Origin of the sequence: Listeria aquatica (assembly GCF_014223975.1) — a bacterium.
GTDB lineage: Bacteria > Bacillota > Bacilli > Lactobacillales > Listeriaceae > Listeria > Listeria aquatica.
Genome location: NZ_JAARRM010000001.1, coordinates 309,177 through 325,074, shown reverse-complemented (window position 1 = coordinate 325,074; position 15,898 = coordinate 309,177). Strand labels below are relative to the sequence as shown.

General features: G+C 39.1%; 20 protein-coding genes and 1 tRNA gene. 7 read left to right on the top strand and 14 right to left on the bottom strand.

Going from position 1 to position 15,898, the window contains the following annotated elements:
• Positions 1 to 19: 19 nt before the first annotated feature.
• The 4 genes from HB912_RS01635 to HB912_RS01620 form a co-directional block, all read right to left on the bottom strand.
• Complete coding sequence (locus tag HB912_RS01635) at positions 20 to 871, bottom strand: GRP family sugar transporter (protein WP_036072067.1); 852 nt, start codon at positions 869 to 871, stop codon at positions 20 to 22.
• 15 nt (positions 872 to 886) lie between these two features.
• Positions 887 to 1,675: a glucose-1-dehydrogenase gene (locus HB912_RS01630; protein WP_185371923.1), complete on the bottom strand. Its 789-nt coding sequence runs from the start codon at positions 1,673 to 1,675 to the stop codon at positions 887 to 889.
• Positions 1,676 to 1,785: 110 nt separating this feature from the next.
• Positions 1,786 to 2,730: an alpha/beta hydrolase gene (locus HB912_RS01625; protein ID WP_185372827.1), complete on the bottom strand. Its 945-nt coding sequence runs from the start codon at positions 2,728 to 2,730 to the stop codon at positions 1,786 to 1,788.
• Between the two features lie 308 nt (positions 2,731 to 3,038).
• A complete protein-coding gene (locus HB912_RS01620) occupies positions 3,039 to 3,500 on the bottom strand; it encodes a DUF4064 domain-containing protein (protein ID WP_185371922.1) in 462 nt (153 codons plus the stop codon).
• Positions 3,501 to 3,639: 139 nt separating this feature from the next.
• Here HB912_RS01620 and HB912_RS01615 point away from each other — a divergent pair, with 139 nt between their 5' ends.
• Together HB912_RS01615 and HB912_RS01610 are read left to right on the top strand one after the other, a co-directional pair.
• Positions 3,640 to 4,464, top strand: coding sequence for an alpha/beta hydrolase (locus HB912_RS01615; RefSeq protein WP_185371921.1), 825 nt, complete (start codon positions 3,640 to 3,642; stop codon positions 4,462 to 4,464).
• 13 nt (positions 4,465 to 4,477) lie between these two features.
• Positions 4,478 to 5,353, top strand: a complete 876-nt coding sequence (locus tag HB912_RS01610; RefSeq protein WP_185371920.1) for an alpha/beta hydrolase — start codon at positions 4,478 to 4,480, stop codon at positions 5,351 to 5,353.
• Between the two features lie 61 nt (positions 5,354 to 5,414).
• Here HB912_RS01610 and HB912_RS01605 read toward each other — a convergent pair whose 3' ends face one another.
• Both HB912_RS01605 and HB912_RS01600 read right to left on the bottom strand, forming a co-directional pair.
• Positions 5,415 to 5,870, bottom strand: a complete 456-nt coding sequence (locus tag HB912_RS01605; protein ID WP_185371919.1) for a GNAT family N-acetyltransferase — start codon at positions 5,868 to 5,870, stop codon at positions 5,415 to 5,417.
• Positions 5,857 to 6,915 carry an AI-2E family transporter gene (locus tag HB912_RS01600; RefSeq protein WP_185371918.1) on the bottom strand — a complete coding sequence of 353 codons (1,059 nt, stop codon included), beginning with the start codon at positions 6,913 to 6,915 and terminating at the stop codon, positions 5,857 to 5,859. The genes HB912_RS01605 and HB912_RS01600 overlap by 14 nt, the downstream gene beginning before the upstream one ends.
• A gap of 146 nt (positions 6,916 to 7,061) precedes the next feature.
• Between HB912_RS01600 and HB912_RS01595 the strand changes: the two genes are divergently transcribed.
• Both HB912_RS01595 and HB912_RS01590 read left to right on the top strand, forming a co-directional pair.
• On the top strand, positions 7,062 to 7,736 hold the full coding sequence (locus tag HB912_RS01595) for a FadR/GntR family transcriptional regulator (RefSeq protein ID WP_185371917.1): 675 nt from the start codon (positions 7,062 to 7,064) through the stop codon (positions 7,734 to 7,736).
• Between the two features lie 5 nt (positions 7,737 to 7,741).
• The gene (locus HB912_RS01590; RefSeq protein ID WP_342354352.1) at positions 7,742 to 8,974 is read left to right on the top strand and encodes a CynX/NimT family MFS transporter; all 1,233 of its coding nucleotides are present in this window, start codon (positions 7,742 to 7,744) and stop codon (positions 8,972 to 8,974) included.
• Between the two features lie 91 nt (positions 8,975 to 9,065).
• Here HB912_RS01590 and HB912_RS01585 read toward each other — a convergent pair whose 3' ends face one another.
• From HB912_RS01585 to HB912_RS01570, 4 genes are all read right to left on the bottom strand, one after another.
• Entirely contained in the window at positions 9,066 to 9,302 is a 237-nt protein-coding gene (locus HB912_RS01585; RefSeq protein ID WP_185371915.1) for a DUF3006 domain-containing protein, read from the bottom strand.
• Positions 9,303 to 9,315: 13 nt separating this feature from the next.
• Complete coding sequence (locus HB912_RS01580; protein ID WP_425324758.1) at positions 9,316 to 10,458, bottom strand: MBL fold metallo-hydrolase; 1,143 nt, start codon at positions 10,456 to 10,458, stop codon at positions 9,316 to 9,318.
• A gap of 106 nt (positions 10,459 to 10,564) precedes the next feature.
• The gene (locus tag HB912_RS01575; RefSeq protein WP_185371913.1) at positions 10,565 to 10,867 is read right to left on the bottom strand and encodes a HesB/YadR/YfhF family protein; all 303 of its coding nucleotides are present in this window, start codon (positions 10,865 to 10,867) and stop codon (positions 10,565 to 10,567) included.
• A gap of 166 nt (positions 10,868 to 11,033) precedes the next feature.
• Positions 11,034 to 11,507 carry a Dps family protein gene (locus HB912_RS01570; RefSeq protein ID WP_036072086.1) on the bottom strand — a complete coding sequence of 158 codons (474 nt, stop codon included), beginning with the start codon at positions 11,505 to 11,507 and terminating at the stop codon, positions 11,034 to 11,036.
• Positions 11,508 to 11,690: 183 nt separating this feature from the next.
• Between HB912_RS01570 and HB912_RS01565 the strand changes: the two genes are divergently transcribed.
• The 3 genes from HB912_RS01565 to HB912_RS01555 all read left to right on the top strand — a co-directional run bounded on the left by HB912_RS01565 (position 11,691) and on the right by HB912_RS01555 (position 13,133).
• A complete protein-coding gene (locus HB912_RS01565) occupies positions 11,691 to 12,413 on the top strand; it encodes an SMI1/KNR4 family protein (protein WP_185371912.1) in 723 nt (240 codons plus the stop codon).
• Positions 12,414 to 12,428: 15 nt separating this feature from the next.
• On the top strand, positions 12,429 to 12,899 hold the full coding sequence (locus tag HB912_RS01560) for a low molecular weight protein-tyrosine-phosphatase (protein ID WP_185371911.1): 471 nt from the start codon (positions 12,429 to 12,431) through the stop codon (positions 12,897 to 12,899).
• A 69-nt stretch (positions 12,900 to 12,968) separates the two neighbouring features.
• Positions 12,969 to 13,133 (top strand): lmo0937 family membrane protein, encoded by a 165-nt coding sequence (locus HB912_RS01555; RefSeq protein WP_149023317.1) that lies wholly within the window; start codon positions 12,969 to 12,971, stop codon positions 13,131 to 13,133.
• A 37-nt stretch (positions 13,134 to 13,170) separates the two neighbouring features.
• On the opposite strand, the gene nfsA is transcribed toward HB912_RS01555, so the two are convergent.
• The 4 genes from nfsA to HB912_RS01535 form a co-directional block, all read right to left on the bottom strand.
• Positions 13,171 to 13,908 (bottom strand): oxygen-insensitive NADPH nitroreductase, encoded by a 738-nt coding sequence (gene nfsA, locus HB912_RS01550; RefSeq protein WP_185371910.1) that lies wholly within the window; start codon positions 13,906 to 13,908, stop codon positions 13,171 to 13,173.
• A 16-nt stretch (positions 13,909 to 13,924) separates the two neighbouring features.
• On the bottom strand, positions 13,925 to 14,434 hold the full coding sequence (trmL, locus tag HB912_RS01545) for a tRNA (uridine(34)/cytosine(34)/5-carboxymethylaminomethyluridine(34)-2'-O)-methyltransferase TrmL (RefSeq protein ID WP_185371909.1): 510 nt from the start codon (positions 14,432 to 14,434) through the stop codon (positions 13,925 to 13,927).
• Positions 14,435 to 14,443: 9 nt separating this feature from the next.
• The gene (queG, locus tag HB912_RS01540; RefSeq protein ID WP_185371908.1) at positions 14,444 to 15,580 is read right to left on the bottom strand and encodes a tRNA epoxyqueuosine(34) reductase QueG; all 1,137 of its coding nucleotides are present in this window, start codon (positions 15,578 to 15,580) and stop codon (positions 14,444 to 14,446) included.
• A 93-nt stretch (positions 15,581 to 15,673) separates the two neighbouring features.
• Positions 15,674 to 15,744: transfer RNA gene (locus HB912_RS01535), tRNA-Gly, on the bottom strand.
• Positions 15,745 to 15,898 lie beyond the last annotated feature (154 nt).

Below are 15,898 nucleotides of genomic sequence, written 5' to 3'. Positions count from 1 at the left end.
CATCTCATTTCTTATTTTTTTAAATCAGAACTGTAATTACGCTACCAATTACAATTAGCAATAAGCCAAAAATTGTTTTTTTAAGCGCTTGTCCTGATTTTGATTCCTTCAAAATTACTATACCCCCGATTGTCGAAATCACAACATTTAATTGTGTAATAATATAGGCTGTCGCAACGCCATTTTTTTGTGCTGAAAATATATAAGCAAGTGCTGAAAGACCAAAAATCAGTCCGACGATAACGGCCTTCCAACTCTTTTTTTCTTGAAAAACGCGTTTATTATTGATACAAGCGTAAAGCACTGCACCAATAAATACACCTAACATTTGTGGTAAAAAGATGGACAACCCAGAGGCTGATACAGCTTTTGGTAGGGCGCTGTAGACCCAATAACCTAAGCTCGTTGCGGCAAGGACAAAGATACCTCGCTTTGTTTCTGAGCGATTTTGCGTACTGTCCGAAACAGAAGTAAGCAATACACCAATAATAAGTAACAAAATCGCTAGAAAACCAATAATTTTATTCAAATTCCCTGGCCATTCCCCAAACAAAATCACACCAATTAGTGATGTTCCAACAAGTTGAAATCCTGTCGAAATTGGCATCGTTTTCGATACACCAATTAGTCCAAAAGCATGATACTGCCCAGTTTGCCCCATTACCCAAAATAACCCCGATAACAAACTAAGGATAAATACATTCGCTGCAACAAAATGAGGCGAAAAAAGAGCTGTTGCAACGATGCCAGCAATAAGAGCACCAATACCTGTTCCAAAAATTTCATTTGATGGCTTTCCACCGATTTTCCGTAGAATAAGTGGTTGAATTCCCCAACCAATGGCAGGAAGTAAAGCGATTAATACATTCATTTAGCTAGCCCTCTCTCAGCCTTTTCCACCTTGGAATGCTGGATAAAGCGTCATCCCACCGTCAACGAAAAGTGTAATTCCTGTTACATAACTTGACTCATCAGATGCTAGCCAAGCAGCAGCAGCGGCTACTTCACTTGGATCTCCAATTCGCTGCATCGGTACCATGCTTGTTGTCGCTTCGAGTTGTTTTGGATCAGCAAATTTCTTAGCATTGATAGGTGTATTAATGGCACCGGGGCCAATGTTATTTATGCGAATATCTCGCGCTGCATATTCCATTGCCACTGTTTCTGTGAAGAGTTTGACCCCACCTTTTGAAGCCGCATAATGAGCGAATGTTGGCCAAGGGATTTGTTCGTGGACAGAAGACATGTTGATAATGTTTCCTTTTTTATTGTTCGTAACAAAATAATTTAACGCGGCTTTGGTTCCTAAAAAGACCCCTGTCAGATTGACATCAATAACTCGTTGCCAATCTTTAAGCGGCAATTCATGGGTGTTATGTTTGTTTTCCATTCCAGCATCATTCACCCAAATATCGATGCCACCAAATTGTTCAACTGCTGTATCAACTAGCTTTTGTATATCAGATTCGCTACTCACATCCGCTTGAATAGCGACACCTTCTCCGCCAGTTTCTTTTAGGAGCTCAACAAGTTCTTTAGCTGCTTCTGGATGGCTATGATAATTGATGACAATTTTCATACCCTCTTCTGCAAAACGCTTCGCGATTGCAGATCCGATTCCCATAGAGCCGCCAGTGATAACGGCTACTTTACCTTTTAATTCTTGAAATACCATTGTTATCTCCTAATCTTTTCGTCGTTTTTTCTTGGCTCAACAGGAAGTTTCAAGCGTTTAGATTAGGTTCATCAAAACGCTTAAAACTTCTTCTTTTGTTTCTAGCCAGATTATTTTTTGTTTACCCATGCTGTCGAAAGTTCCATAGCAGCACGAGTGGCTTTTGTTTGATCTAGGGTGTTTAGCATCACGAAATCGTGAATCATTCCTTGAAATCGAACTTGTGTTACAGGAACGCCTGCTTCGCGCAAGTGACGAGCGTATTCTTCCCCTTCATCTCGAAGAACATCTGCTTCACCGTTTAAAATCATCGCAGGTGGTAAACCTTGTAGATCTTCTTTTGTTGCATGAAGTGGCGAGATGGTTTTAATTTTCGTATCTTGTCCAGCTGGAAGATATTTTCCCCAGAACCATTTCATGGCTTCTTTTGTTAAATAGTAATCTTTCTCGAATTGATTGTATGATTCTGTATCAAACGCATGATTTGTAACTGGATAATAAAGTAATTGCTTATCAATTTTTGGACCTTTACGATCTTTCGCAAGCATTGTTAAGATCGTTGCCATATTTCCGCCTACGCTATCTCCTGCAATGACAATGCGATTTGTGTTCCAAGCTTCTTTTTGGGCGTTTTCTGCAATTTTAAGCAGTGTCGCGTAACATTGTTCAATAGCAACTGGATACTTAGCTTCTGGGGAACGATCATATTCAGGAACAAAGACAACAGAATTTGTTCGAACCGCAAGTTCTCTTACAAGCTTGTCATGTGTGTCTGCACTTCCAAGTACCCAACCAGCTCCGTGAACATAAAGCATGACGGGAAGAGTTTCTGTGCTAATTTGGGGTTTTACAATACGTACGTTGATTTTCCCATGCTCACCTAAATCCATTTCACGATTTTCTATATCAGCAGGTAATTTCTCAACGGGTTGTTTTTGAACCGTCTCAAGCACATTTCTCGCTTCATCAACAGGTAGCTGATACAAAAAGGGCGGTTTTTCATTCGCAATACAAAAATCAAGTGCTTCTTTTTCCAAAGAAATTCGTTTTACCATTTTCATCCATCCAATCCTAATAAAATTTCACGTAAAGAGCTCATTGTTTGTTAGAGAGATCCTTGTTGTCCTTCGCTGATGAATGTTTCATGAATCCCTCTGACTCTAAAAATTTACCCAGCACTTCTGTTTTTTAATCGTATTTTCTCAGTCAAAAAAACGGTTTTCATATTGGTGAAGTTGGTGTTTCGTTGGGCTAGTAGTACTTCATCATGCTAATACTCTAAATTTATTTTTGAAAATAAAAAAACAGCTTTTCTTTTTCTACGATTGAGAAAAAGAAAAGCTGTTTTTAGGCTAATCCCGACTTAGAAGTTTGAAAAAGCATCTCGTTTTGGTTTACGGGCCCAACACATAATAGCTGCGATAAGGAATAAAAGTGCTGGAACAAATCCGACAAGAAAAGTAGCTAAAATCACAACAATTCCCGCAAATAAGAATAAAAATCCGGCAAGCACTGGTTTTTTATTACCTACAATAAAAATAATTCCTAAAATGCTAAGCAAAATCACAACAATAAGTGCCACGATGAAAAAAGTATTAAACCCATGTAATGCATCGACAATTGACCTAGCAGCCGGCGCATCATTCAAATTTACACCTGCATCACGTATTGCTTGCTCATAGTTATCGGCAAAAACTTGATAGCCCGATTCCGTGTTTGTTTTTGTCATAAAATTAAAAGAAACAATCGTCATCGCACCTTGTAATATAAGCGCCAAAACTAAACCAATGACGCTTAAAACTACTTCGCCCGTTCGTTTAATCAAAAAGAATCCCTCCGTTCTTATCATTTTTAGTATACTATTATTGTTTTCTACTGCCAAGTCATCTTATTAAAAGATGCAGAACCGTCCGAATCCATGTATAATTATAGCAGTACGATTCTTGGAAGGAATGAAAATAATAATGTTCAAGCGAATACTCTTTGCGGGGATTTTACCTTGTTTATGCTTAATTACGGCTCTATTTGCTCTTACGCAATTAAATGATTCGCACGAAGAAATGAAAAACCAACAGATTCCTTCTGTTTTTATACATGGTTACAAAGGAGCAGACCGTTCACTTCATGGAATGATTCGTCGTTTCGATCAAAAATATCACTGGGGAACAGATTCACTTGTTATTCACATCAGTAAGTCTGGGAAGATATCCGAAAGCGGTCACTACCAAAAATCGGCAAAAAATCCTTTAATCAATGTTGTTTTTGAAAATAATCGAGCTAGCTTGACGCAACAAGCTCTTTGGACAAAAAAAGTTATGCTATTTTTAAAACAAAAACATGGAATTATGAAATTTAATGCGATCGGGCATTCTATGGGCGGTGGTGCTTTCATTTCTTACCTTGCGGCTTATGAAAAAAACGAAAATTACCCGCAAGTAAATAAAATCGTTTTTCTGGGCGTTCCGTTTTATCCAGAAGAATACATTAATGGTGAAACGACTGTCGATTTAAAAAACGCTCCTGCGATTCATACAAAGTTTGCCAAAAAAATGGCTAAAATACTCCCTAAAGATATTCAAATCATGATTATTGGCGGTGATTTGCTTGACGGAACAGCGAGTGACGGCGTCGTAAGTTTGGCTAGCGTTCTTTATGGCAAGCAACTTTTCACTGAACAACCGCTTGAAGTACACATTTTAAAAGGAAAACAAGCCACACACACCAATTTGCATGAACTTCCGCAAATTGATGATTATATTGGTCGCTTCCTTTTTTCAAATTCGAAGTAAAGGATTGTGAGAAATGAAAAAATGGCTAGTTATTTTACTGGTTTTTGCAGTCTTTTTGATCGGTTTTAGTTTTATCTATACGGCCACAACGGAACACCGCGTGTCTGAAGAAAAGAAAGCAACGGATCAAGTAAAAGCAAAAGAAAAAAAGAAAGCTAAACAAAATATTGAAATTGGAACGCCTACTCTTTTTGTACATGGCTATGCTGGAACCAAAAATTCACTTGGTTCCATGATGAGTCGACTAGAAGAAGCAGATGGAGCTCATAAAGCGCTCGTCATCACTGTAAAAAAAGATGGCACGCTTTCCATTAAAGGGAAATATGATAAATTCAGTAGACGCCCGCTGATTCAAGTTTTGTTCGAAGATAATAAAAGCTCCATGGTGAATCAAACTGAATGGCTTAAAACGGTTTGTGCCGCTTTAAAACGCGACTACCATATCGCTAAGATTAATGCTGTCGCTCATTCTATGGGAGGCGTCAGTTTCACCAATTATTTAGAAAAAACGAGCACCCAAAATGCTTATCCTATTACTGAAAAATTAGTTTTAATGGGCGCCCCATTAAACGGCCTTGCCATTTCTGATAGTCGCTACGAGCTTTCTGAAAATGGGCCAAAAACAGAAACAGAACGCTATGCAAACCTTTATAAAAATCGAGAAAAAATTCCTAAGTCCATTCAAGTCTACACCATCGCTGGTGATGTGCTCGATGGAACAGAAAGCGACGGCAGTGTTCCACTTGCAAGTGCGTTATCTGCTAAATTTATTTTCCAAAATGTAGCCAGTTATAACGAAAAAGTGTTCAGCGGAAAAGCTGCTTCACACAGTAATTTACACGAGAACGAAGAGATCGATCAAACCGTCTCTGAATTCCTTTGGGATTAACTAAAAAGACTGATCTAATTGATAGGATTTTCTTAAAACCTAACAAATGGATCAGTCTTTTTTATAGATCTTGCTTTAATCGCACCATGTCTCTGCACTCTACCCCGTTTTCAAAAATAGGTTCAGGATAGTGCCTTCTAAAGAAATCAAGATCTAGATGGGTCATCCGGAAACCGCACTTGAGATAGAGTTCAAGTGGACCAAGCGATGAATTTGCGGTTCCAACTTCAAGCGTCCGAATGCCCGCTTGTTTAGAACGCTTTAGTGCATCTTTAATCAAGCGCTTGCCATATCCCTTTCGACGAAACTCTTCTCGAATGGCTAAATTCACAAGTTCCATCGTTCCAGGACGCGTTTTTAAAAGTACATAAACGCCGATTAGTTCAGCAGTCCCATCTCGGCCAAAAAGAGCAAAAACTTGGCCGCGTTCAAGGTAATCCTCCACATATTCTTGGTTAGGATCAGCTTCAAGTAATAAATCGAGCGGGAAGTCTTTTTTTAGCTCAAGAATTTCCATCTTTCTTTTTCTTCCTTCCTCCAAAAAAGTTTTTACGTGGTATCTCGCTTGTACTGCGCACATCGAGGACGTCAAGTAAGAAGACGAAGACCGGAATCCCAACGATGAGTCCCCACACACCGAAAAATTGTTCGGAAAAAATCAAAACGATAAACGTATAAAATACAGGTAGATCCGTTTTGGAAGACATTAATTTTGGATTTAAAATATACGTTTCGATTGCGTGAACGACAACAACGGTTAGCAAAATATAGAAAACATCTGTAAAGCCGCCAACCGAATAGGCAATGATAGAAAGCGGAACGCATGAAATGATCACACCCGCAACAGGAATCATGCCTAGAACGAAAACCATAATGGACAGGCTCAGGAGTTGCGGAAAATGCATTAAGTAAAGAACGGCCGTTGTAATGATTGTATTCACAAGAGCGATCAAAAGTTGTGCTTCAAGCACAACGCCGAATGTAGAAACAAATTTACGCCCAAAATAAGCAACATCTTGAAAAATAAAGCCTACTTTACTGGTTAGAAAACGTGCAGAAAACTGTGTGACGCGTTCTTTTTCTAGCGAGAAAAATAAACTTAGAATCAAAGCCATGAAAAAGGATAGCCCTAAAGAGCCGATTCCCGAAAGTGAGGCAATTAAAAACTCTACACCCGACTGCAAATATTTTTCAATATTGGATTGTTTCAGCCAGTCTACAATCCAAATAACGATGTGATTATCGCCTGGATGGTTGTACATTTTTACAAGTAAAGTCACTAGCTGCGAAATTTGATGAATCAAAATGGGTAAATAATGTACAATCGCAATATATAAAAAGGCTGCTACAGCCACATAAAGCACAATAACAATTAGCTTTCTTGGCATTCGAATTCGTTTTAAAATGACGTTTTCAAGACGCGTTACGAGAAATGCAAAGATAAACGTTAAAATAATTAAATCAATCATGCTGCGAACAAAATATAAAACCAGCCCGAGTAAAACAAACACAAGCAGCCTTCGCAGCGTATCCTTTTTCAAGAGCTCGCTCAGCCATTCCATCTATATTCTAACCCTCTTTCTATGTGTCTCTTTATTCTACCATATGAGAAGCCCCGCCCGCACTTTTTAACTAAGCCCTATTTACTTCTTTTCTACTTTACGTTAAAATTGAACCTATCATCCTACCTTTAGAGAGGAGTTTTTTTATGTCTGCACAGCTTGATCGCAAACCACTTGCGGAACAAGTTTATGATTTACTGCTCAAAAAAATCACTTCTGGCGCTTGGCCACTACATAGCAAAATTCCCAGTGAAAAAAGTTTAATGGGAGAATTTGGGATCAGTCGAAATACTCTTCGCGAAGCGATTCGTGCACTTGTCCATGTAGGCATTCTTGAAGTTCGTCAAGGCGCCGGTACCATCGTGCTCGCGAATGATGAATGGAGCGCCAGTTTGCAGCGTCGAATTGCTAAGTCTTCACTTGGCGAAATTTTTGAAGTTCGTCATGCGCTAGAAACTGAAATCGCGGTTCTTGCTTGTAAAAGAAGAACGGATGAGGATTTAAAAACTTGTTTAATTCTGTCTAAACAGTGCATCTCGGCTGTCCAAAATCAAGATGTGGCGAAGTTTGTTAAAAGTGACACGGCTTTACATGAAGCAATCGCAAAAGCTTCCCATAACAGCTTGCTCGTTGATTTATATGGGCGTTTGCTTGAGGAAATCGAGGTTTCTATTTATAGTACAACGGTTCTCGAAAAGGACAGCACATACGGACACACTAGTTTGCTCCAGGCGATCGAAGCACGTGACGCAGAACGTGCCAAACAAGAGGTAGATGTCTATATTACAGCTTACAAACAGAAATTAAAAATAGAGGAGTAATGATTGTGAAAGAACAACCTGACTTATTGAAGCGAGAACTTGAAGAAGCAAGAACTCGAAAACTTTCCCTCATTTTAGGGATTATTTTTGTGGCAATCAATTTAAGAATGCCCATTACATCTATTAGTCCGCTGCTTGAACTCATTCGCTTTGACTTACCCATGTCAAATACGCTTGCGGGCTTTTTAACGACATTACCACTTATCGCCTTTGCCATAATCTCACCGTTTGTCTCAAAACTCAGCCGCAAACTAGGTGTTGAGCAGCTGGTTTTTTATACTTTGTTATTCCTTGTTTTCGGTAGTTTTATTCGTCCTCTAGGAAATAATCTTGCTTTTCTTCTAGCTGGAACCTTACTAATAGGGATTGGCATTGCCATTGGAAACGTAATTTTACCGAGCATCATCAAAAAAGAATTCCCTTTTAAGCTAGGATTGTTAACGGGAGTTTACTCTATTTCTATGAATTTATTTGCAGCAATCGCTTCTGGTCTCAGTTTTCCGCTTGCAAGTAATATTGGCCTTGGCTGGAGAGGTACACTTTACATTTTTGCTGGATTCGCCGTACTTGCGCTTATTATCTGGTTACCTCAATTAAACAAGAAACAAAAACCATTTTCTTCAGCAAACTTGAAGGGATCCGCTCCCGCTCATCGTAGCGTTTGGAAATCGAAGCTTGCATGGCAAATCGCCATTGTTATGGGGATTCAATCTGCTGTTTTCTATATTAATGTGGCCTGGCTACCGGTTATTGTACAGGATCGCGGTTTTACTGCTTCCGATGGTGGCTTCATGCTTTCATTCATGCAATTTGGTATTATTCCGATCACCTTTATTATTCCGATTATTGCTGGAAAAACTAAAGATCAGCGCTTGCTTATGAATCTAGCAAGTCTTTTCATCTGCCTTGGAATCGTTGGTCTCATGTTACCAGTTGCAAACCTTCTCTATCTAGCCATAATTTCAGTCTTACTGGGTATTGGTGGAGGAATGGCCTTTAGCCTTTCAATGATGTTTTTTAGTTTACGCACAAATACTCCAGAAGAAGCTGCTGAAACTTCAGGAATGGCACAATCCGTTGGCTATGTGTTAGCCGCTTTTGGTCCTCTTCTTTTTGGATTCTTACATGATATGCTTGGAAACTTTGAAGTCGCGCTTCTTGTCTTACTTCTTGCCGGTATTGGGCTATTTCTTGCCGGTCAAGGAGCCGCTAAAAATCAAAAACTATTCCATTCCTAAAATAAGCGTTCTTTTCTAGTAAAAAACAGGAAAGATAGACAACAGCTTTGTTATCTATCTTTCCTGTTCTTTTTGAAAAATACTTCAATCCCTATTTTCCATTTCTTTTTCGCAACTGTTCTAGTTTGTCTGCAATACGTTTTTTTCCTTCACGCGTTTCATCCAAATTTTTCTCCACTCGCATAAAGATTGTAACTGTATCCCCTTCCTGAATATCATCCGGTAGCTCATTTTCTGGCCATTCGAGCGATGTCTCATTTTCCGACACAATAAAAACAGCGATTCCATCTTCTATCCGATCAAGCGTCGCTTTTATTCTCCGTTCCATTTTCATCACCTACCTATTTCGTAGTCGCAAGACCTTGTTCTTTAATTTGTCGAACGATTCCTTTACCAATTCCATTAATCCGCTTCAAATCATCAATCGACGAATATGGACGACTCGCAATAATTTTTTGTGCTAATTCTGGTCCAATCAAAGGTAAAAATTCTAATTCCTTCGCGCTAGCTGTATTTAAATTAATTGAATCAGGCATCTCTTCATTTCCGCTGTCTTCTGTTTTTGACGCCTCTTCCGTTTTTTTGCTTATCGAATAACTACTTCCTGATTTAATCTTGCCTTCTTTCTCGGTTACAACATTCAGCTTTTCGCCGTCCGTTGTCAGTGTTACCGTCCCATTTACATCTGTCCCGTAAGTCGTAATGTTTCGCTCTTTTAACCATTCTAGGACTTCAACATGGGGATGTCCGTAACTATTCCCTTTTTCGGCAGAATAAATCGCCACTTCTGGCTTTACCTTATCCAAAAATGCTGGAGAATTTGAAGTAGACGAACCGTGATGACCTAAATCTAAGATATCAGCTTGAAGTGGCAAGCCACTTTCGATCATTTCTTTTTCTCGCCCCTTCTCAGCATCTCCTGTAAAAATTGCTGAGATCTCCTTATAAGTCAAGCGAACAGCAATTGAATCATCATTGGCATTACCACTTAGCTTGCTCGGACTTAACACTTCCAAACTAAATGGCCCAAAATTTGCCTTATCAAAAGTTCTTGGCTCCTTATAATGAGCATCCGAAGCAAGCGCCGCATCCACTACCTTTTCATAAGTCGAGCTATTAAAAGCAAGTCCATCCATCCAAATTTCTTTAGGCTGATAGGTTTTAATTATTTTATCCGCATTTCCGATATGATCGGCATGCGGGTGTGTTAGAAGTAACAAATCAATTTTCTTAATTTCTTTTTCTTGAAGTAGCGTCATGATCCGGTCATCATCTTGGCGCCCTGTATCGATCAAAATTGTTGTCCCATCATCTGATCGAATTAAAGTACTATCCCCTTGACCAACATCAAAAAAATCAAATTGCGCACCTTTAAGTGTATCACTTGAAAGCTTGGGCTCACTTTCTTCCGATGACGCTAAAAAATTGCTGCAGCCAGAAAGTAACAGCAATAATCCTAATCCCCAAAACAACCATTTCTTCACTATGTAAATCCTCCTCAACTTGCTCATTATACCAGAACATTCGTTCTTAGTCAAAGCACGTTAAGAAAAAGGCGGTAGATCTTTTAGATCTACCGCCACAACCCATTTATTTTACTTTTTCACGATGAGAAAACTTCACTTCTTCCGTCTTCGGATCATAGTCAATTGCCCAGTCGTGATCTTTGAAATACCAAAAGTCATGATCTTCAATAAAAAAGAGAAGACCGTCTTCGTTAACAGTAACAACTGCTTCAACAGGTGGTTCAGCAGCTACTCCGATTGAAAAACCGGGATGCAAGGAACTATTGGAACCGCCGTATTTTGCGAACAAACGAATGCCGTTTTCACCAGAAGTATCAAATTCATCCTTAAACCAGTCGCGCGCTTTTTCCGTCACATTAATTTCCATTTCCTCACTCCTTCAGTTTAATGTAAGATTAGCAGATTCTTCCCTAAAAAGCACATTATCTGCTTCATGGAGTATTCTTCATTTTACCACGAAAAAAAATTTTAAAACACGGGAAAAGAAAAAAAGACCCTGATGCCTTTTTGACACCCGAGTCTCTCTTGTCATTTTATTTTTCAAGTGGAGCTTTTCCAAGGAACGCTTTAAACATCCAAATATGTTTATCAATGCTTGTTTTAAATCCAATCAGCATATCGTTTGAAACGTCGTCGCCTTCTTTTTCAGTAAGCTTAATGCCTTGTTGATATTCATCACGAAGCAATTCAAGCGTAGCAACTAAATCTTCCATCATTTCGTCCATCGTTTTTGGTTTTGTATAAGGTGCTTCTTCTACACTTGCGTTTTCCAAAAATTCTTTAAGTGTGCTGTATGGACTTCCACCAATTGCAAGTAAGCGTTCCGCCACTTCATCCATTTGTTCCCCGAATTCACTGTACAAATCGTCCATTTTTTCATGCATCGTAAAGAAATTACGACCACGCATATACCAGTGGATTTGATGGATCTTCACTGTAAAGACGTTAAGGTTAGCTACTTGATGGTTTAAGAATTCTTTCGTGTCTACTGAATTAATGGTTTTCATGTTTTTTAGCTCCTTTAAATTATAATTATTATTATTTAATAATTATTATAGTATATTTTTTCACAGATGTCTAGCCAAGATGACTCACTAGTTCATTTATACCACATTTTTCTTAAATCAAACGTCAATTTGCATTGCATCTTTAGACAAACTTCGGCATAATGAAATCGGAGGTGTTACAGCATGTGGCCTGAGGCAAGTAAATTTGCGGCAAAAGAAAATTCCATTTGGCAATTTGAAGCAGAAGAAGGAATTCTTTTACCAGAGAGCTATAAAAAGTTAATTTTTATGCAAAATGGCGGTTTACTGCGAAAAAACCATTTAAAAACGCAAGAACCGACTTCTTACGGTCTAGATTTTTTAGAAGTTTATCGCCTCTTAGGTCTGGAAGAATTAATTACAAAGATTCCTTTTCAAGATCAAAATCCACTTGCAGGTAAAAAAATTTATTTTTCAAAAGATGAAAATCGTTTTCTCGGTTTCGACTATATCACTACAGCTCCCCAAATCATATACGCTGATTTTGAAACGCTACAAGTTTTAACAGTAGCAGAAAATTTTGATGCTTTTCTTGCTTCTCTCTATCACGCTCCTTTTAGTGGCGAACAACTCACAAATTACAGCCACGACAAGCTGGAACTCATGCTTCTTAGTCGTTCAGCTCACGAGCAAGCAGTGATTTTAGAAGAGCTCGAAGACGATGCGGATAAAGAATGGTACTTCAGGCAGTTAAAAAAACTAATAGAAGCAGGAAACGAGGATATCACTTACCGACTTTTTGAAAATCAAATTCTCTATTTCAAGCGAAAGCTTCCAAAAGAAACCGTAAATGCCTTCTTTTCGCTTTTCAAGAATCAAACGCAGGCACTTGCAAACTTAAAAAAGGAATGGCAAGATAATTATTAAAATGGAGGTTTAGACATGATTAAAGTAGTATTTGTTTGTTTAGGCAATATTTGCCGCTCACCAATGGCAGAAGGTCTATTTAAAAAACTAGTTCAAGAGGAAGGGATTTCGGATGCGATCACTGTAGATTCAGCAGCAACTGGATCTTGGAATTTGGGCAATCCACCTCATCGCGGAACGAAGCAAGTTCTGAAAAAACACCAAGTAGATACAGATGGCATGCGTGCACGAAAAATTAATCAAGAGGATTATTTAACAGCTGATTACATCATCGGGATGGATGATAATAATCTTTCAGATATTGAAGATTTGCGAGATCCCGCATCACACGCTGTAATACGCAAACTCATGGATTTCGTGCCCAACCCTGAAAAAGCAAATATTCCAGATCCTTACTATACAGGGGACTTTGAGGAAACCGAGCGCCTAATAACAGCTGGCGTAAAGGGTCTACTTGAAACCATTCGAAGTGAAAAACAGCTGTAATGTTTTAAAAACTTTTCTTTCGGGAAAAGAAAGTTAGTAAATCAAAAGAAAAAGAATTGAGGAAATCACATGCTTGGAATTATTTGGGGAATTATTGTCATTTTGTTTGTGTTTTGGTTGATTGGAATTATCTTCCACATTGCAGGCGGCTTAATCAACATCCTTTTAGTCGTCATCTTAATTTTGATTATCTGGAATTTGATTCAATCTGCCCGTAATAAAAGAAATCATTAATACATAAAAAAAGGTTGCCACATGCGGCAACCTTTTTTTATTTAAGTCCCAATTTTTGTGCTTCTATAAAAGCCTTTATATCTAGTCGAGTGGGTTTTTTCATTCCAAGCGCAATTTGTTCAGTCCACGTTTCGTTCCGAGCTCCGCCGGTCCGGTTCGTATAATAATCACTAATTGTCGCGTCATACGCTTCATACAAAGCTGTTTCTTTCGTTTGATATTCATTTTCATGATAAACCAGTTGATAAGGCATCCGCGGTTTGGGTGCTGAATTTTGTTCTGGATACCCAATCGTGATGCCAAAAAGTGGTATCGCATGTTCTGGAATTTTTAATAGTTCGGAGACACGTTTAATGTCATTTCGAATACCACCAATATAGCAGATTCCTAGCCCCATTGATTCTGCAGCAACAGCCATGTTTTGGGCTGCAAGGGCCGCATCAATGATAGCTACGAGCATTTTTTCAGTAGTTTCAAGTGAAGCAGGATTTTCATTTTTGCTTTCTGCGATTTGTTTATTTCTGTTTAAGTCTGCTACAAAAACGAAAAACTGTCCTGTTTTTTCCACATAACTCATTCCGCCGGCGATTCCTGCAAGTTCTTTGCGAATTTTCGGGTCGCTTACGCCAATAATTGAATAGGCTTGTACGAAATTCGAGGTGGACGCAGCTTGGGCACTTTCGACAAGTAGACGAATTTGGTCTTTTGAAAGCGGCTTATCTAAAAATGCGCGAACGGAATAATGGCTAAGTAGTTGTTCAGTGGTTTGGTTCATTTAAGTTCTCTCCTTTTTAATCCTCAAATATTTTACGATCATAATGCGGCATCTGGTCGAGATCGAGGAACGTTTGCTGTCTAAGTGCCTCGTAAACTAAAATCGCAGCCGTATTCGACAAATTGAGCGAGCGAATTTTATCTGTCATCGGAATTCGAAGTGCCGTTTCTTCGTGTTTTCGCAAAAGTTCATCTGGAAGTCCCGTTGTTTCCTTTCCAAAAATAAAATAATGATTCTCTCGCGCATCGCTATAATCAACATCACTATAAAGATGACGTCCAAATTTTGTAATCATATAATAATGCCCATCTGGATTCTTCTCAAAAAAATCCTCCAGTGAGTCATAATAAGTCAAGTTAACATGATCCCAGTAGTCTAGTCCCGCTCGTTTAAGCATTTTATCCTCTGTGCTAAATCCCAGTGGGCGAATTAAATGCAAATGGGTATCAGTTCCCGCACACGTCCGTGAAATGTTCCCTGTGTTTGCAGGGATTTCTGGTTGATAGAGTACAACATGATTTGGCATAGTTTTTCTTCACCTTGTTTCTATGATTTTTTTTGCTTTTTCAAGTTCTAAAAGCGCTTCTTGATCTTGTTCCACAGTTAGCGCCTCAAAAATTGCTTGCTCCGCTTCCTTCCCGCCGATTTTAGCAAGTGCCCAAGCTGAAGTACCGCGAATAACAGGTCGCGGGTCATTCTTTAAGCAATCAATCAGCGGTTCAACGGCTGTTTTGTCCTTGTACCGTGCTAAGACGATGATAGCATTCCGCTGAATAGGCTTTTTGCCGCGCCACGACCCAGCCATATTCCCAAATTTCTCTTTAAACTCCCGATTTGAAATTTTAAGTAAGGGTTTAAGTTCCGGGCGAACAAGTTCTGGATCTGGCTCCATCGCCTCATGCAGATGAAAATCTTTGCCACGGTTATACGGACAAACGACTTGACAAGTATCACATCCATAAAGTCGATTATGTAAAACTTCACGATACTCATCTTCCAGAAACCCTTTCGTTTGTGTTAAATAGCTTAAACAGATTTTGGGATTCATTTTTCCTTCACCAAGTAAGGAACCAGTCGGACAAGCTTTTATGCATTGATTACAATCGCCACACAAGTCGCCGATTGGTTTATCTGATGGGAAAGCAAGATTCGTGATCATTTCACCAAGGTAAACCCAAGAACCATATTCTTTCGTTAAGAGTAATGTATTTTTACCACGTGCCCCGATCCCTGCTCGCTCTGCAACAGCTACATCCGAAAGCTCTCCGGTATCCACCATCGATTTCATAACAGCTTCGGGAACGCGCTTCTTGATAAATGTTTCAAGTAACGCTAGCTTTTCTCGCAAGATGGTGTGATAATCGATTCCCCACGAAGCCCGCGCAAAAACGCCCCGCCGCGACTCTTTTCGACTAACTGGGCTAGCTTTTAATTTGGACGGATAGCTAAGCGCGATAGCAATAATGGATTTCGGTTCGTTAAAAATACGATCCGGATAAACGCGCTCTTCTAAAACTGGGTGTTCAAATCCCGTCAGCACGTCTTCTTTTTCCGCAATTTCAAGTCGCTCTTTCAAAAACAAGAAGGGATCTGCCGTCGTAAAACCGATTTTTTGGATGCCAATTTCAGTAGCATATGCTTGTATGTCCACTTTTAATTGTTCTAAATTCACTTCGCGTCCCCGCCTTTCTTGCTTAGAAAATAAATAAACGCAATGCTTCGCTTAGAAAGGTCGAAACACTGCGTTAGTAACAGTTTTTATAAGAGCGGGTGAGGAGAATCGAACTCCCGACAACAGCTTGGAAGGCTGTGGTTTTACCACTAAACTACACCCGCATCATGACTAGGTTATAAGAGTTGTTTGTAACAACTTTTATATCATATCACCGAATTTCCATTTTGACAAGACTTTTTATGAATTTTTCTTCCTTTTTCTTCATGGTCATCCAATTCTATTCTTACTCCTTTTAAAATTTATTCGCAGAAGCGT